We start from the raw sequence: 17,407 nt of genomic DNA, 5'->3' as shown, positions 1-17,407 counted from the left end.
ACTTCAAAGATATGGGCGGCGGGCCGCATTAAATTCGTTTGGGTTGCAGGGCAAAACAGAAATATGCAGGTTCTGACCGTTTTAGACGTTTATTCCCGTTGGAATATCAGCCATTACATCAGTTATTCCATTAAATATCAAGATGTTATTAGCCTATTTGAAAGAATATTTGAACACGTGATAATTCCTAAAAAAATTTATGTACGATGCGATAATGGGGCACACCGCTGGGCGGCGGACCGCTTCATTGCCGAAATGGTTCAAAAGTATTTTAAAGGCAAACAGGTTGTTCTGGAATTTACAAAATCTGCCACGCCTCAGCAGAACAGCCATATTGACCGGGTCGCCGGAGCGATCGTATCATTCTATCATGGAAAGCGCTGTCTATCAGAAGTTTGAGTTTGATAATATAAGCGATGCAAAAGAAATAATGAATCAATTCCGTGATTTCTATAATCGCTTCGGCGCTCCGATTTGACAGAATTCATGGCGGAATCAATTTTCAGAGTCCTGCTGAGTTCCTTCTTCAAAAAGGAATTAACATGAAAAGTAATCCCATTAACCGAGTTCCCATTCTCTAAAATAAGGGACGGTTTTTTGTCCAGTTTTTATCGGTCAGCACAATACTGTGGTGTTTGCAGATATTGTTCGTCCAACAAGCGCATCAGTAATAAATCTTCTCCCGAAGCGCTTATCGGCTGATAACAATAGCTTGAACGAGCCAAGCCTAACCACTGGCATTGCTCGCGAATACTAACCATTGCGTTCATATCAATCAGGGCCGACGTTGGGGTAGACTCATGGCGTCAACTTTTTTTAAAAAACGTCAACTCCATATGTAATCGTTCAATCTGTTCATAGAGCAGAGCAGTTTCTGGTTTTGAACCTGTCGATTTGGGTTTACTATCTATCTCAAAAACAGATGCCGCTCTCTGCAAGAACTGCCTCTTCCAATCACTAATCTGATTGGGGTGAAGCTCATGTCGTTTGCTAATGATAGCTAATGTGTCCTTTTCTTTGAGAACTTCGAGTACTACCTTAAGTTTGAACTCGGCGGTAAATTTGCGTTTGGTCTTGCCTTTCATACTGAACTATATTCCGTTATCCAATTTAACTCATGGCCCTAAAAATGGGCGCATTATATCTTGTTTTTGGTTGTTATCTAATACTGTTTCAACACTTGTTACCTGATAGGGGTAACTCAGCCCAATAAATGAGTGAATAAGTTTGAGGTTTCCATTGCCTTTTTGGTGGCAAAGATAATTTGTAACTGTTTAGGGGTTCTTTTTATTGAAAAAGTACAATAAAAAATGGATATCTAATTAGAATAGTACAAATTTCAACAAAAGTAAGCCTTGAAAATTCAGAAAATGCGATATTTTTTAAGCAATTTGCTAACAACTACAATAGCAAATATCTGATTTTCAGTATTTTGCATTTCCATAGAGTACCTAAACAGTTACAATAATTTGAACCAAACATTCCCAGAAATTTCACATAGAACCGAAAAAATCCACTCAACTTGGAGTGGATTTTTTGAAAAAGTAATTTCTAAGGGTAGCTTATGACATTCTCAGTCATTTTTTACGTAAAATCACTAAAAAACAAAAGTTAAAACAGGCTTAGCAATAAAAAAAGCATAATGATGCGCTTAACATGCCTTTTTTACTCGGATTTGGATGTTATTTTTTTATTTTTTTCAACAGACGTTCATTCTCAGCTTTTAGAGCTTTGACTTCTTTATTGAGCTCAATCATGTAGAGGGTTAACTCTTCAATTTTCTCCATCAATTTAGCAGATGTTTTACTCACATCAAGCCCATTGTTTGCCATTTCATCGGCAGAAGGTACATTAGGTAAGTGGTTGTTTGCCTTGATAAATGATTCGACCTCTTCTAAGGGGGGTAATTTATAATCTGGAGCGAAAACATAGTCTGCCCAATCAGATGAGTTGCGAAGGGCTACTTTGAGTTTCTCAGTTAAAATTCCATCCTGTACATACAAACGGTATGCCCCTGCCGTGAAACTACTTGGTAACCCAAGTCCGCCAGCACCTGCACCTGCTGGTGCAGTATCAAAATCACCAATTGCTAGGTAGCCAGTGGTAGTTGGTGTAGGTGAGCCTGATGTAGCTTTTACATTGAACTTAATCCAAGGAGCGCTTGAACTGAAACTTCCTTTGATTAGTGGGTTAGAGGTTTCATTATTTGAAATATAAAGCATGTTGCTACCTGTTTCAAATTCACCCGATCTAAAACCAATGAACACATTACGATTTCCAGATATATTTCCAGCCCCAGCACGTCCCCCGATAGCAATATTTTCGCTACCACCTTGATTTCCTTCTAGAGCCTGACTACCAAGTCCAACATTTCGATTCCCATCTATATTTGACTTCAAAGCTTCAAAACCTAGTGCAGCGTTGGCATTACCTATAGTGTTACTTTTGAGTGCAAAAGTACCATATGCCATATTAAAACTGCCAGAAGTATTACTAAACATAGACTCTTGACCCATGGTAGTATTAGAGCCCCCAGTATTGTTTGTATAAAGAGATGACGCCCCAATTGCAGTATTTCCACCAGCTTTATTGTTAAAAAGTGACCCAAAACCTATTGCTGTGTTATATGAACCACTGATATTGTTATGAAGTGCTGCTCCACCGACAGCTACGTTATAAGAACCAGTTACCGTTGCTTGCAAAGCCTCATTTCCTTGAGCTAAGTTATTTACACCATCACCACCAGAGGGCATGAGCGCTACCCCAGCACGATAACCAAACAATGTATTTCCAAAATAATAATCTATTAAACCAGAACGTAGGTTATTTACTTTAAAAGCTAATGGAACACCATTCGTACTTCCAATGAAGTCTGTTCCGTCAATGGCGTTTCCTTGTTTATCCCAAGCACCCGCGACTGTTGTTTCTCCTAAGCGTGCACTGGTAGGTAACCAAGTTGTACCATTATATAGGTAAGTGCCAATCGCCTTGTCTGTTTGAAATACAATCAAACCTGCTACTGGATTTGAAATGGCATCACGTTGAGACTGAGTCATACGAGGCAACAAAAGACCTTTTGTGGTTGAACTCAAGTCAAGGATAGCTGATGGGTCTGGACTCTTTGTACCAATACCAACATTTCCCGATTGCTGGGCTAAAGCTCCCAGTGAGCCCATCGCCAATGCTAGAGTAAGCAGTCTTTTCATATAATGTTTGCAGTTAATTGGATAGATTTCTGTTTTTCGAGACGAAAGTTAGAACATTGTAAGCGAATTAAAAAGGTGTTTGCACAAAAATTATCTAACGGTACTTTTTGAGAATCATAAATATACAATTCATAAGATTAAGTATTTAGAAATTTGACTTACTACTTAGTATGTTTAAAATAATTAAAGATTTCAAATTAAAGAGTGTGATGAAGAAAAACATTCAGTTCTTACAAAAACAACCGTTAGATAATTTTTGGCGAACTCTGTAGGTAACCTCAAAAATCTAACTTATTTTTGGCTAATTGATGTATCAGTTAAACGCTTGAAACCGATTATGAAAAGATTTTCTATAGCAGTTGCAGGATGCTTGGTGACGTTGGCGGCACAGGCACAGATGGTTTCGTCAACAGATGTTACAGTAACATCTGGGGTGATAATGACAGTCAACGAGGAATTAACCAACACGGGTACGTTTCAACTTGATGGTGATTTGCACCTTCGTAAAGGGGTAATGAACCAAGGGCAGATGTTTCTTAATGGCCAAGTCGTACTCAATGGAAACGGCACTCAGCCGCTTCAAAGCTTGACACCACTTCAAATGAACGCGCTTGTATTAGGTCAAACTGGCAAAGTTCTTTTGAAAAGTCCGCTGCAAGTCAATAATCAGTTGGTACTTGGAGATGGTATTTTAGAAAACTCTGAGTCGGCGCTATTGACGTTGGGTTCATCAGCAAAAGTGATTGGAGGCTCAAACAATGCCCATATAAAAGGATATATGGTGAAACAAGGGGCTGAGGCGTTTCGTTTTCCTGTTGGTGATGGAAGTCGTTTGCAAGCTTTTTCAATTTCAAAGCCAGCATCATACGAAGAAATTCAAGTAGGATATGTTCGCCAACGTCCAGAACGTTTATCTACCAAGCTCTCGGCAGAGGTAGAGGAGTTTGGTAGTGATAGTTATTGGTCGGTTAAAAATGTAACCGAAACCAGTGTTCAAGTAACTGTACCAGCTGATGATAGCCGTTTGCAGTTGTTGCAGATGAAGAACAATCAGTGGGCTGTGAATCCTAGCACGCTTTCTACAAATGCAGTTTCTTCTGAAGCCGTTTTGAAAGGTACAAGCTATTTTACTGTAGGTACTCAGCGGGCAGAATTGGCTGGTAAACCAGAAATTGGCGTTTTTCCAAACCCTAGTAATGGTGTGTTTGAGGTAAAATTGAAAGGCTTTGGTGCGGACGAGACAATTGCCTTGGACATCGTTGATATTAGTGGTAAAACTATTGTGAAACAAGAAGGCCAAGTAAAAAGCCTGAAAACCAACTATTCATTGGATAAAGATGCCGCAGGTACTGGCAATTATTTCTTGCGCGTTGTAAGAACTGAAAAAAATCAAGTATTTAACGAAAAAGTTTCTATCAATCGCTAAGTACATATTTTAAAAAAAAGTTGTTGAAAGGGCTTCATACGGAATAAGTATGAAGCCCTTTTTTATGATAATCTCCCACTAGCGTGGTATTTTTCGTTAGTTTTGGGGCAAAATTTTGTGATTACCCATGCCCCTGACACTTCCAATTTTCTTAATCATGGCCCTTTCCTCGGTAGTAGTAGGGGTCTATTTAGAACGTAAAATATCAGCCTTTATCCAAGACCGTATGGGGCCTATGGAGGTAGGGAAATGGGGCTTGTTGCAGCTTATTGCTGACTTAATGAAACTCCTTCAAAAAGAAGATATTGTTCCTGCTGCTGCCGATCGTAAGCTGTTTTTGTTGGCTCCTTTAGTGATATTTACGGCTATTTTTGCAGGATATGCGGTGTTGCCTCTAACTCCTGATTTGCAAGGTTCACGTACTGCGATTGGGCTTTTCTTTCTGATGACCATCATTTCAGTGGATGTGATTGGTATCTTAATGGCAGGGTGGGGGTCAAACAATAAGTTTGCTCTTTTTGGGGCGATGCGCTCGGTGGCTCAGATTGTATCTTATGAAATTCCCCTTGGATTAGTTATACTGTGTGTAGTTATGACTGCACAAACGCTCGATTTACAGGCGATTAGCTATCAGCAAGGTGTGTATTCCGATGAACCAGTGTATTTGTTTGGACTGAAATCGCTGGGGATTGATGTAACTCAAGTTGGGGGTGTATTGAGTTGGAATATTGTTCGCAATCCGTTTTTATTTTTAGCATATATCGTCTTTTTTATCACCACGCTGGCCGAATGTAATCGAGCGCCTTTTGATATACCAGAAGGAGAGTCTGAGCTAGTTGGTGGTTTTCATACGGAGTATTCGGGGATGCGCTGGGCGTTGCTGTTTTTGTCTGAATATGCCATGATGCTCTTGGTATCACTTTTGGGGGCAATTTTGTTTTTAGGTAGTTGGAACACTCCTTTACCCAATATTGGGCCAGTAAGATTGGCAGATTGGACAAGCGGCGCTCCTGGAACGATTTGGGGAAACGTATCAGCTGGCTTTTGGCTGATAACTAAAGCTGGGTTTGCCATTTTGCTGCAAATGTGGGTACGTTGGACGTTTCCCCGCTTACGTGTCGATCAGCTTATGTTTTTGTGTTGGAAGGTGTTAACCCCCGTTGCGCTTGTGCTTTTTTTTATTTGTGGCGTATGGCGTTTAATGATGGTGTAGTGGTGTTGGCTGCTCGCAACCAACACACACCTATTTGTCAACCAAGCAAAAGTTAGTCTTCCCAAGCGAAAGAACGTTCAACTGCTTTTTTCCAACCTTTGTATAGCTTAGACCTGCGGTCTTCGGCCATTTGAGGGTTCCAAGTTTGGGCTACACCCCAATTCTGACGTAAATCGTCAAAGTTTTTCCAGTATCCAACGGCTAAGCCTGCCGCATAAGCAGCACCCAGCGCCGTTGTTTCGGTAACTGCTGGACAAACCACAGGAACATTGAGCATGTCGGCTTGGAATTGCATCAAGGTCTGATTTGCTACCATTCCACCATCGACCCGAAGAGATTTTAGCTCAATGTTCGCATCTCTTTCCATGGCTTCCATCACATCTAAAGTTTGGTAGGCTGTTGCTTCTAAGACAGCCCTCGCAATGTGATTTTTATTTACATAGCGCGTCAAGCCTGCGATAACACCGCGCGCGTCGGCTTTCCAATAGGGAGCATATAACCCAGAAAAAGCAGGTACAATATAAGCCCCTCCGTTGTCTTCAACGGCTTTGGCAAGCTCCTCTACATCGCCGCTTTTTTGAATCATGCCAAGGTTGTCGCGTAGCCACTGAACAAGTGCGCCTGCAATGGCTACACTGCCTTCAAGTGCATAACAAACAGGTTGATTCCCAAATTGATACGCCACGGTGGTCAGTAGCCCTTGGGTTGAAACTTTTAATTCGGTGCCTGTATTTAAAAGCATGAAACAGCCCGTACCGTACGTATTTTTGGCCTGACCAGGCTCAAAACAGGTTTGGCCTACCAATGCAGCATGTTGATCTCCGAGGTCACCTGCAATGGGGACATTGGGTAAAACATCCAAAACTACATTTCCATAAACTTCACTACTGCTTTTAATGGCAGGTAACATTGAGCGTGGAATCTCAAAAATTGATAACAGTTCGTCGTCCCATTGTAGTGTTTTGAGGTTCATCAACTGTGTTCGGCTGGCATTGGTAACGTCCGTTACGTGGGTGCCTCCGTTTGCTCCCCCCGTAAGGTGCCAAATGAGAAAAGTGTCCATATTTCCGAAAATGGCATCTCCTCGCTCTGCATCCTCGCGTAGGCCAGCGACATTATCTAGTAACCAACGAAGTTTTAGGCCGCTAAAATAGGTTGCTAATGGAAGTCCAGTTTTGGTACGAAAACGGTCTTGGCCTCCATGCTGGGCAAACTGGCTCACTAACTCACCAGTACGCGTATCTTGCCAAACAAGCGCATTGTGGTAAGGCTTGCCCGTTCGGCGATTCCAAACGGCGGTAGTTTCGCGTTGGTTTGTAATGCCCACCGCAGCGATGTCGCTTGCTTGAATCGACGCACTTATGCGTGCTTGTGCAATAACTTCGAGCGTGTTTTTTCTGATTTCTTCTAGGTCGTGCTCTACCCAACCTGGTTGAGGATAAATCTGTTGATGTTCTTTTTGACCTACTGAAATGATATTTCCTTGGCGGTCAAAAATAATACAGCGGGTACTGGTAGTACCCTGGTCAATTGCGGCTACGTATTTTGACATTTGGTTAAAGGTTTTACCCTATAAACTTATACAAACTTTCAATACCGAAATAGCAACAGTATAAAAAAGCTAAGCAAATGATTCCCAAACTACTCAGTTTGAAGAGAAGAGTGGATTGAGATTGTAAATACGACAGTCCTGTATAGAGCATGGCTAAGAGACTAAAAAATGATTGTAAAAATAACCGCCCATGAAAACAAGACCATGCGTCGTATTTGAAACCAGCAATCAGTACCAAAGCTACACTCATGAGTAACAAGGCCAGCCAAGTCGCCTTTTCTAGCGCACTGATGGCGTCATTGCTGGGTAAAGATGAAAAAGATGTCAAAAATTGAATTGATTGAGCGATTAAAAGCCACAAGCCAAGCAAAATAACTAGGGTAGGGATGAGTGCGACTAGATAAATCAGACTGCCGATGTATCTAAAATTTGTTTTTACGCCCAAATCGTAGTCATTTTCAAGGTCGGCGTATTTGTACCAAAAAGTGGCGTACATGATGGTTGGATACACGTGCAATAAATCAAAATCACGGTTGTAGATTGCAGGGCTTTTCATCAATTTTGGTAAACTGAAAGCATAAAAACTTTTTGGCCCTTGGTACGTTTTTTGGCTATTTAAAGGGAAAATATCCATATTGTGTACAACGGGGCGGCCTTCATAATACCAGTTTTCGGCAAATTTATACCCTCCAATAGCGAGTGTGAGTATCCCAAAGATGGTAAGACGAGAGACTATTTGCTTCCAATCTACCTTTAAAATGTATAGAGTTAGGGCAATAGCTCCAAAAACTACAGGAACAAATGCTAAAAATGTGCCTTTGGCCAAAAGTCCTAACCCAAGAGCGACTGCTAACCAATATTCATTTTTCTTTGAAGGGGCTTGAAAGTATTTGGATAGAAGCCAAAAGCACCAAGTTCCTATCAAAAACGAAAGGGTGTCGTTTGTGACATACAACGAAAAGGTAATGTAAGAGTGAAGGAATATCGCTAACAGAAAACTTATGTTCAGAATTAGGGTATTTTTAAAATAGTGTTTCCCTAATAAATACAACAAATAAAGATTAAGAGAGGAGATTAAAACAGAGAGTAATTGCGTTATTTTTTGATTCGTTAGGCTATCAAATGCAAAGAAGGGTTGGGCCAAAAGGTAATAGAGTGGGGGGTGCATAGCACAAAAAACCTCTCTGGTGATTGGAAGTCGGTGGTGAGTTGCAATGAAATTAATAATCTCTCCGTGGGCATCAGCACCATGGGGAGAAAGCGTAAAATACAGTAGAATTCGTAGTCCGATTCCAAACCAAAGTAAAAATTTGAGGGTTTGGGCACGTTCAAAAAATGAAATTAGCATCTGAAATTTGGTAAAATAATCATTGAGAGCCTACTTAGTTAGCTTCTTTGGGTCTGTTGGGGTGCAAAAGTAAGGAATCGTCGCAGGTATTTTGCACTTTTTTCTTGCAAAACCCGTTATTTTGGTAGAATTTCGCAGGCTTTTTGCACTTGTTTCACCAAACACCCTTTTTATGCTTCTAAGGCACGATGAAAAGCACTTACACAAACTTAATTGAGCAGACGTTTGAATTTCCTACGCTGGAGTTTAACGTCCAAAACGATGAGCTATCGTTTAATAATGTTCCCCTCATGGATATTATTCGCCAGTATGGTACTCCTTTAAAACTTACCTATCTGCCCAAAATTGGCGAACATATTGGTAACGCCAAACAGTTCTTTAAAAACGCTTTCAAACGTTTTAACTACAAAGGGTCTTATACGTATTGTTATTGTACCAAGTCCTCCCATTTTAGTTTTGTGCTTGAAGAAGCCCTCCAGCATAACATTCATCTCGAAACTTCCTCGGCATTTGACATTCCGATTGTGCGAAATTTGTACAATACAGGAAAGATTGCTAAAAGTACGTACATTATATGTAATGGGTACAAATTGCCAAATTATCAAAAGGCTATTACTGAGTTAATTAACGAAGGTTTTAACGTCATGCCTGTATTGGATAATTTGCGTGAAATTGACTATTACTCAAAAAACGTAACGGCAGAGTCGGTGAATTTTGGGATTCGGATTGCGACGGATGAGGAGCCAAATTTTGCTTTTTACACTTCTCGTTTGGGAGTTCGATATTCCGACATCAATGAGTTGTACAAAGAAAAAATTCAGGTTAATCCTAAGTTTAAACTGAAAATGTTACACTTCTTCATTAATACGGGTATGAAAGATACTGCTTATTATTGGAGTGAGTTGACACGCTTTATGTTTAAATACTGCGAATTGAAAAAAATCTGTCCTGATCTTGATTCAATTGACATTGGGGGTGGCTTGCCAATTCAAACTTCATTGCAATTTAACTACGATTATCAGCAAATGATTGACGAAATCGTGGAAAATATTCAGTGGATTTGTAATAAAAACAATGTGCCTGTTCCGCACTTGTTTACAGAGTTTGGGAGCTATACAGTGGGAGAAAGCGGAGCCGTGATTTATCAGATTATTGACCAAAAACTCCAAAATGATAAGGAGATGTGGTACATGATTGACGGCTCGTTTATTACACACTTGCCCGATTCGTGGGGAATGAACCAAAAATATATTATGTTGGCGGTCAATAATTGGGATAATCCCTACCAAAAAGTAAATATTGGAGGACTCACCTGCGATTCTCAGGATTTTTACAACACCGAAGCCCACAGCGCCGACTTGTATTTGCCCGTGTTTGATCTTGAAAAAGAAGAACAATTTGTAGGATTCTTTCACACAGGAGCTTATCAAGAATCATTGGGCGGATATGGCGGTATTCAGCACTGTTTGATTCCTGCACCTAAGCATGTGTTGGTTGATCGGGATGAACAAGGAAATATCGTTACGCGATTGTTTGCCGATCAGCAAGGAAGTGATAGCATGATGTCAACCTTGGGATATGCACGCAATGAAGAATTAACGCCCCTCACCCCTGCTGAGATAGACATGGAAGCAGTAGAAGAGATGGCGCACAGCTAACAATAAATTCGGCACGATTTTCGTAATAAGCTACATAAAACACCAGGAGCAACTTATCTTAAAAGTTGCTCCTGTATTAAAAACTACCAAAATACCATGAAAAAATTACTTTCCTTCGCTCTAATAATGCTTGTTTTGGGCGCTGCCAGTTGCAATCGTAAAGGCTACTGCCCAGCGTATGATAGCGCTGCAAAGGTTCAGAAAAAAGCCTAAGATACCGAACGTAATACCAATTCAGTAGCGGCTAAGAAATTAGCGGCAAACTGGTCACCCGCTGATTCTTGAGGATTCGTACCCAAATGAATGGTGCGAACACCTGCGCGTTTGCCCGCTTGCATATCGCGGGAGCGGTCGCCAACCATCCACGAATGGTCGGGGTCAATATCATACTTAGCCATTGCTTTTTCAAGCATCAACGACCCAGGTTTCCGCATGAGCGAACGACTGTCAAAGTCGGGATGATGTGAGCAATAGTACAAGTCATCCAGTAAATGCCCGCATTGTTGTTGAAAGTGATTGTGGCACTGCCATACATCTTCTTTTGTATATAGCCCTTTGGCTATACCAGCTTGGTTGGTAATGACAATCAACAGATAGCCAGCTTGTTTCATCTGTTGTAGGCCCTCGATTACCCCATCAGGAATAACCATCTCCTCTGGACGGTATAAATAACCGTCTAAATCTTGGTTGAGAACTCCGTCTCTATCCAAAAAAATGCACTTCTGTTTCATAAATCTTACGGCGTATCAATGCTTAAAAATAATACTATTAGGTGATTTATTTGTAAAATACATAGTTATTTTTTTGTAAAAATTTATTAAACGGTTATTGATAATTTTATAAAAGTTGTTTTTTGTTTTGTTTTATAGAATAAAAATCCCTATTTTTTAGAAAATACTTCCGCAAAATCATTACATTTGCAGTATAATATTTGTTTGCCAGTTTTTAAAAATTAGCTTCACACATGAAATTAGACCAGATAGACCGCAAGGTTTTGGATATTTTGCAAGCGAATGCAAAAATTACCAATGCCCAACTTTCTAAGGAAATAGGTCTTTCCCCTGCGCCCACCCTTGAGCGTGTTAAAAAACTTGAACAACACGGGATTATCCAAAGCTATCACGCTCAATTGGATCGTGAAAAAGTTGGTCTTGGCGTAACGACATTTATCCAAGTTACATTGGTGGGTCATAAAAGAGATGTGACAGAGTCGTTTGTGAAGAGGGTAAATGAAATTCCAGAAATCATAGAATGTCACCACATTACGGGTTCGGGCGACTTTTTGTTGAAAGTAATTTCAAAAGACATTGCGTCGTATCAAAAACTGCTTCTTGAGTGTATCAATGAAATTGAAGAAGTAGCCAATACCCAAACGATGGTGATTTTATCGACCTTCAAGGAAAGCAAAGTTTTGCCAATTCCGTACTAGTTTCTCGCTCTTTTAGAGGCATTGATAAGAAGCGTGGCTATGCAGCTACGCTTCTTGTGTTTGCGGCCGTTTGTCCCTTTTTACTTGGTGGTTTGATGTCAACTTTATACCTTCCAGCACAATTTCTAAGGTATGGCATTGAAAGACTTTAACGGGCTGCTTATCAGGCTTTTTCTAGGGTATTTATTTACGTCTTCGGGTCTTTGTAAACTTACGGAAGGGCACTTTGGGCAATTGATTGGTCCACCCTTGTTGATACAAGAACTGACCCCGCACGGGTTACGTACCTTTGGTTTTTTTATTGCAATTTCTCAGGTGATGGTGGGGGCGCTCGTTCTATCTCAGCGGTACTCACTTTTGGGATTGATTATGCTCGTTCCGATGAATTTGGGAATTTTGATGGTCACTATTTCGCAGAATTGGCAAGGAACTCCCTACGTTGATGCGGTTTTTACATTGTTGAATCTAGGAGCTCTGTTGTATGAATGGCAAAGCCTGAAGTTTCTGGTGCTACCTGAGCAAACCTCACTTTCATTTCCACCAAAAACAAACGTATATTTTCCCGCTTGGAGAATGCCATTAGCAGGAATCGTACTCTTTGTATTAGCTTGTATTTTAAGCCGTTTTAATGTGGTGATGACCAGTGTTATGGCAACTATTGCTTATGGTCTTATGTATATGAACGTACTTGGAAATAAGGCAGTTAGGGTACTACAGCGATGGACACTAGCAATGTCGTTTATTGCGATAATGACTTTTACGTGGGTGGGGCTTTTTCATAAGTCTTTGCCTTTTAATCCCATGATTGCAATTGGGGCGGCGGTGTTGGGAACGATTGTTTCTTACTTGATTATGGTCATCTTAGGGGGGATCAAAAAAGTAAAGGCACGCTAAAAAAGAAATGCACGCCGAATAACTCAGCGTGCATTTGAGATTGTTGCCTAGCTACGCGTCAGACGACAGTCAGACGCAAATAAATACCATACCCACTATTAGGTCAGCTATTGGTCTAACTATTGGTCGGTCTGACTATCGTCTGACCATTAGCTGAGACGAGTCAATGCTTCTTGAATGGTGGCAATTTTAGCGTCGGCATCGGCTAGTTTTTGACGTTCTTTTTCAACGATGTCAGCTTTGGCATTTTGTACAAAACGTTCGTTTGACAGTTTCGCTTCTACCGATTTTTTGAAACCAAGCGTATATTCGAGTTCCTTCTGAAGGTTTTCGCGTTCGGCTTCTACGTCAAGTTCGCCTTCCAAGTTGACAAAAAACTCGTCGGCTTTTACCAAGAACGACATACCTTCTGCTTTGCCCGTAGTGTAACTGATGTCCGAAATGTTCGCTAACTTCACAAGCAGGCTTTCAAATGGTTGGTAAAGTGCTTGATTTTCAGTTTTGATGGTCAACGGTAGCTCTGTTTTAGGGCTGATGTTTTTGGTGCTACGTAGGTTCCGAACGTTGGTAACAACCTCAAAGAAAATCTCAAAATTAGCCAACATCGTTGCATCAAACGGCGCAACTTTGGGGAATTCGGCTACGCAAAGGCTTTCTTTTTCGCCACGTGGACGGATGTCTTGCCAAATTTCTTCCGTAATAAATGGCATGAACGGATGAGTCAACGCCATTAATTTATCAAAAAATCCAATGGTTGCCTCAAACGTGGCTTGGTCGATAGGTTGTTCAAAACCTGGCTTAATCATTTCGAGGTACTGCGAGCAGAAGTCATCCCAAATGAGTTTATAAATTACATTGAGCGCATCTGACAAGCGGTATTTACTGAACAAATCGTGTACTTCGGCGATGGTTTGGTTCAATTTTGCCTCAAACCACGCAATAGGGAGGGCCGCGGTTTGACCTGCTTCATTGGAAGAGGGAGTAACTGTCCATCCCTTCACCAAGCGGAAAGCGTTCCAAATTTTATTACAGAAATTACGGCCTTGCTCGCACAGTTTTTCGTCAAAAAGAAGGTCATTTCCTGCGGGTGAACTAAACAACATTCCAGTACGAACTCCGTCGGCTCCGTAAATATTAATTAAGTCCAAAGGGTCGGGAGAGTTTCCTAACGATTTAGACATTTTACGGCCTTTGGCATCACGAACAATCCCTGTTAAATATACATTACGGAATGGTAATTCTCCTCTAAATTCATACCCAGCAATAATCATTCGTGCTACCCAGAAAAACAAAATCTCAGGTGCTGTCACGAGGTCGTTGGTAGGGTAGTAGTAGTTAATGTCTTCGTTGTTAGGGTCTTTCAAGCCATCGAAAACAGTAATTGGCCACAACCACGAGCTAAACCACGTATCTACTACGTCGGGGTCTTGGGTCAAATCTTCTTCCGTAAGCGCAAATAGCTGATACTCGTGTTGGGCTTTACGGAGCGCTTCGCGTTTTGTTTTGGCCACAATGACTGTTCCGTCTTGCAAATAGTAAGCAGGAATTTGCTGTCCCCACCACAACTGTCGGCTGATATTCCAGTCGCGAACGTTCTCCATCCACACTCGATAAGTATTCTTAAACTTAGGCGGTACCAACTGAATGTTGTCGTTCATCACGTTTTCAAGGGCAGGCTGGCAAAGCTCTTTCATCTTCACAAACCATTGCAACGACAAACGAGGCTCAATGACAGCGTTGGTACGTTCTGAGTGCCCTACGTTACTTTTGTAGTCTTCGATTTTTTCAACAAAGCCCGCTTCATCAAGAAGTTTGATGATTTTTTTACGTGCAATAAAACGGTCTTCGCCTACTAAAATTTGGGCTTTTTCATTGAGCGTACCGTCTTCGTTCAAAATATCAATGATGGGTAAGTTATGTTTCAGCCCCAATTCATAGTCATTTTGGTCGTGCGCGGGAGTTACTTTTAAGCCACCCGTTCCGAAGTCCATCGTAACGTACTCGTCGGTAATGATGGGTATTTCGCGGTTAATGAGCGGAATCAGCGCTTTTTTTCCATGTAAATGCTTATAACGCTCATCGTCAGGGTGAACACAAATGGCTGAGTCTGCCATAATCGTTTCAGGACGAACTGTCGCGATGATAATGTATTCATCATCGACACTAGCAGTGCCCTCATCGGGGGTTTGGGAGATGATTTTATATCGTAAATAACACAACTTGGTCATTACCTCTTTTGTAAGAACCTCTTCGTCCGAAACCGTTGTTTTGGCTTGAGGATCCCAGTTGACCATTCGGTGGCCACGGTAAATGTATCCTTTATTATATAGGTCGATAAAAGTATCAATAACGGCATCGTACAAAGAGGGTTCCATGGTAAAACGTGTACGATCCCAGTCACATGATGCACCTAATTTGCGCAACTGCTGAAGAATGATTCCGCCGTACTTGTGCGTCCATTCCCACGCATATTCGTAAAATTGGTCGCGGGTTAAGTCGCGTTTCTGTATTCCTTTTTCTTTGAGCATAGCCACCACTTTGGCTTCGGTCGCAATCGAAGCGTGGTCGGTGCCAGGAACCCAGCAAGCCTCTTTTCCTTCCATGCGCGCTTTGCGGACAAGGACATCCTGAATGGTATTGTTGAGCATGTGTCCCATGTGTAAGACCCCCGTTACGTTGGGCGGTGGGATGACGATGGTATAAGGCTCTTTGTCAGGATTGGGCTTTGAATTGAAATAACGGTTTTCAATCCAATAGCTGTACCATTTGTCTTCGATGTCGCGCGGATTGTAGGTTTTTGAAATCATGTTTATTGGTTTATAAGTAACCCCACTTAAATCGTTCCTAAAAAAGGGAGATTTTAGTAATGATAATAGTTAGTTTTAAAGCGTTTCAATTGTGGTTAATGGAAGCCCCGTTGCCGTGGCTATTTGCTCATTGGAAAGGCCAAGGTTTTTGGCGTTGTCATTCTATTTTTTTTGCAAAAGTACGGAAAAATCCCCTTATCCCTGTCAGCGCCTTAAACGCCGACAGGGTGCTTTTTCAATCTTCTCGACCTTCTTTTCGGTTGGCGTCAGCCATTCGGACGATTTTAGGACTGAATTTAGCCAAAACCTTCACTAAGTCTTGCTGGGCTGAAATCACCGTTTCGATGTTCTTATAGACCATCGGTGCTTCGTCTAAGTCCCCACCAATCAATTGGATATTGGTCTCCTCCAAAATCTTATTGAGTTGATGACGAGTAATGTTCTCAAACGCTTTGGTTCGCGACATGACGCGCCCTGCTCCGTGAGAGGCTGAGTTGAGTGCGGTGTCGTGCCCCTTTCCACGTACGACAAATCCTGGCTGCGTCATTGAACCTGGAATAATTCCGAGGTCGTTGGGGCCTGCGGGGGTGGCTCCTTTTCGGTGAACCATCACCTCTTCTCCGTTGGAAAGGGTTTCTTTCCAAGCAAAATTATGGTGGTTTTCGACCATTTTCAGGGGCTTTTCTCGCAATTCACGCGCGATTTTTGCATGAATTTCGTGGTGATTGGCCGAAGCATATTCGCCCGCCAAATTCATGGCAATCCAGTACTCTTGACCTTCTTCGGTGTTTAAGTCGAGCCACGCCAAATGTGCTGCTGATTTGGGTAAACGTGTTTTTTGCATGGCGAGTTTGGAGTAGTAATTTGCAACTGTTCCCCCAAAACCTCGCGACCCCGAGTGCGATAATAAAGCCAAATAGTTGCCAACGGGTAGGCCGAGGAGGTCGTCTTGTTCAAAGACTTCCACAACGCCCCATTCGACAAAGTGGTTGCCCGTACCCGACGTTCCCAACTGACGGTAAGCTTTGTCTTTTAGGTCACGGATGATTTTGGTCGCTCGCCATTCTGGCAAGTCCATTACACTTTCGTCAAACTTTTTACTCGTTTCGCCCCCCATTCCGAATTTGGTATTTTCAACCAACGTTCGTTTTAATAAATGAGGTTCTCGCTTAAAAAAATCGGCAGGTAAGTCGAAAATCGACATACACATTCGACAGGCAATGTCCACCCCGACTGCGTACGGAATGACCGTTTCTGGATGGGTGGCCAAAACGCCGCCAATCGGCAAACCGTAGCCTTGGTGGGCATCGGGCATGAGCGCCCCCGCGATAGAAATCGGCAGACTCGCCGCCGTTTTCATTTGGTCTAATGCTCCTTGCTCGATATGCTCTCGCCCAAAAATGGTGTAAGGCAACGGCGCTTCACGCAAGTCGAACGCTGTAACTTCTTGTTTTTCAGAAGCGCTTAACACAAACGCAGGCTCAGGTGGCGGTAAAAACGACTTGCCTGTTTCTGAAAGTGGAATGAACACTTTTTCCTTTTGCAGGTCGTAAATGGACTTGGCTAAATTGGTTACTTTGTTTTTGGAGTAAGCAAACTTTTTAGGGTTTTCCAACATTCGAGCAAAAAGCTCAAATATCTTTTCTTTGGGATATTCGGCGTGTTGGTGAAGCCTGTTGGCAACTCGCAAAAAGGTAGTATGCAATGAGGCTGGAATATCAGCCAGTACTAAGATTTCTTCGATGGTGAATAAACTGTTCATCTGAATAGTTTGTGAAAATTTGAAACTTGTTGGGCCAGTCATTCCAAACAGGAGAAGGTAAATTGTTAAGAAAAAAGTGGCACAAAAAAAGCCCGACTTGCAAGAGTCGGGC

At 41.8% G+C, this 17,407-nt stretch carries 13 protein-coding genes and 1 pseudogene; 6 read left to right on the top strand and 8 right to left on the bottom strand.

The annotated features are described in order from the left end of the window. Positions 1-399 (top strand): annotated as a pseudogene (locus tag AC23P2_RS23490) (hypothetical protein); the annotation flags it as partial. 209 nt (positions 400-608) lie between these two features. On the opposite strand, the gene AC23P2_RS23485 reads toward AC23P2_RS23490, so the two are convergent. From AC23P2_RS23485 to AC23P2_RS23475, 3 genes are all read right to left on the bottom strand, one after another. Continuing rightward, the gene (locus AC23P2_RS23485; protein WP_487775464.1) at positions 609-770 is read right to left on the bottom strand and encodes a hypothetical protein; all 162 of its coding nucleotides are present in this window, start codon (positions 768-770) and stop codon (positions 609-611) included. Between the two features lie 36 nt (positions 771-806). After that, on the bottom strand, positions 807-1,085 hold the full coding sequence (locus AC23P2_RS23480) for a transposase (RefSeq protein WP_487775463.1): 279 nt from the start codon (positions 1,083-1,085) through the stop codon (positions 807-809). 597 nt (positions 1,086-1,682) lie between these two features. Next, on the bottom strand, positions 1,683-3,206 hold the full coding sequence (locus tag AC23P2_RS23475; RefSeq protein ID WP_487775462.1) for an autotransporter outer membrane beta-barrel domain-containing protein: 1,524 nt from the start codon (positions 3,204-3,206) through the stop codon (positions 1,683-1,685). Positions 3,207-3,543: 337 nt separating this feature from the next. Here AC23P2_RS23475 and AC23P2_RS23470 point away from each other — a divergent pair, with 337 nt between their 5' ends. Both AC23P2_RS23470 and AC23P2_RS23465 read left to right on the top strand, forming a co-directional pair. Beyond that, positions 3,544-4,632, top strand: coding sequence for a T9SS type A sorting domain-containing protein (locus tag AC23P2_RS23470; protein WP_487775461.1), 1,089 nt, complete (start codon positions 3,544-3,546; stop codon positions 4,630-4,632). Between the two features lie 127 nt (positions 4,633-4,759). Then, positions 4,760-5,845 carry a complex I subunit 1/NuoH family protein gene (locus AC23P2_RS23465; protein WP_487775460.1) on the top strand — a complete coding sequence of 362 codons (1,086 nt, stop codon included), beginning with the start codon at positions 4,760-4,762 and terminating at the stop codon, positions 5,843-5,845. Between the two features lie 52 nt (positions 5,846-5,897). Here AC23P2_RS23465 and glpK read toward each other — a convergent pair whose 3' ends face one another. Both glpK and AC23P2_RS23455 read right to left on the bottom strand, forming a co-directional pair. Further along, the gene (glpK, locus tag AC23P2_RS23460; RefSeq protein WP_487775459.1) at positions 5,898-7,397 is read right to left on the bottom strand and encodes a glycerol kinase GlpK; all 1,500 of its coding nucleotides are present in this window, start codon (positions 7,395-7,397) and stop codon (positions 5,898-5,900) included. A gap of 13 nt (positions 7,398-7,410) precedes the next feature. Next, positions 7,411-8,745 carry a glycosyltransferase family 39 protein gene (locus AC23P2_RS23455; RefSeq protein WP_487775458.1) on the bottom strand — a complete coding sequence of 445 codons (1,335 nt, stop codon included), beginning with the start codon at positions 8,743-8,745 and terminating at the stop codon, positions 7,411-7,413. 188 nt (positions 8,746-8,933) lie between these two features. Here AC23P2_RS23455 and AC23P2_RS23450 point away from each other — a divergent pair, with 188 nt between their 5' ends. After that, positions 8,934-10,403 carry a type III PLP-dependent enzyme domain-containing protein gene (locus AC23P2_RS23450; protein ID WP_487775457.1) on the top strand — a complete coding sequence of 490 codons (1,470 nt, stop codon included), beginning with the start codon at positions 8,934-8,936 and terminating at the stop codon, positions 10,401-10,403. Between the two features lie 209 nt (positions 10,404-10,612). On the opposite strand, the gene AC23P2_RS23445 is transcribed toward AC23P2_RS23450, so the two are convergent. Beyond that, positions 10,613-11,134, bottom strand: a complete 522-nt coding sequence (locus tag AC23P2_RS23445; protein ID WP_487775456.1) for a D-glycero-alpha-D-manno-heptose-1,7-bisphosphate 7-phosphatase — start codon at positions 11,132-11,134, stop codon at positions 10,613-10,615. A gap of 233 nt (positions 11,135-11,367) precedes the next feature. Between AC23P2_RS23445 and AC23P2_RS23440 the strand changes: the two genes are divergently transcribed. Together AC23P2_RS23440 and AC23P2_RS23435 are read left to right on the top strand one after the other, a co-directional pair. After that, a complete protein-coding gene (locus AC23P2_RS23440; RefSeq protein ID WP_028526450.1) occupies positions 11,368-11,832 on the top strand; it encodes an Lrp/AsnC family transcriptional regulator in 465 nt (154 codons plus the stop codon). Between the two features lie 132 nt (positions 11,833-11,964). Continuing rightward, positions 11,965-12,726, top strand: a complete 762-nt coding sequence (locus AC23P2_RS23435) for a hypothetical protein (RefSeq protein ID WP_487775455.1) — start codon at positions 11,965-11,967, stop codon at positions 12,724-12,726. 149 nt (positions 12,727-12,875) lie between these two features. On the opposite strand, the gene AC23P2_RS23430 is transcribed toward AC23P2_RS23435, so the two are convergent. Both AC23P2_RS23430 and AC23P2_RS23425 read right to left on the bottom strand, forming a co-directional pair. Further along, positions 12,876-15,533, bottom strand: coding sequence for a valine--tRNA ligase (locus AC23P2_RS23430; RefSeq protein ID WP_487775454.1), 2,658 nt, complete (start codon positions 15,531-15,533; stop codon positions 12,876-12,878). 235 nt (positions 15,534-15,768) lie between these two features. Continuing rightward, on the bottom strand, positions 15,769-17,295 hold the full coding sequence (locus tag AC23P2_RS23425) for an RtcB family protein (RefSeq protein WP_487775453.1): 1,527 nt from the start codon (positions 17,293-17,295) through the stop codon (positions 15,769-15,771). Positions 17,296-17,407: the final 112 nt, after the last annotated feature.

The organism is Runella sp. R0.1_18 (assembly GCF_057652155.1).
This window is presented reverse-complemented; position numbering and strand designations above follow the sequence as displayed.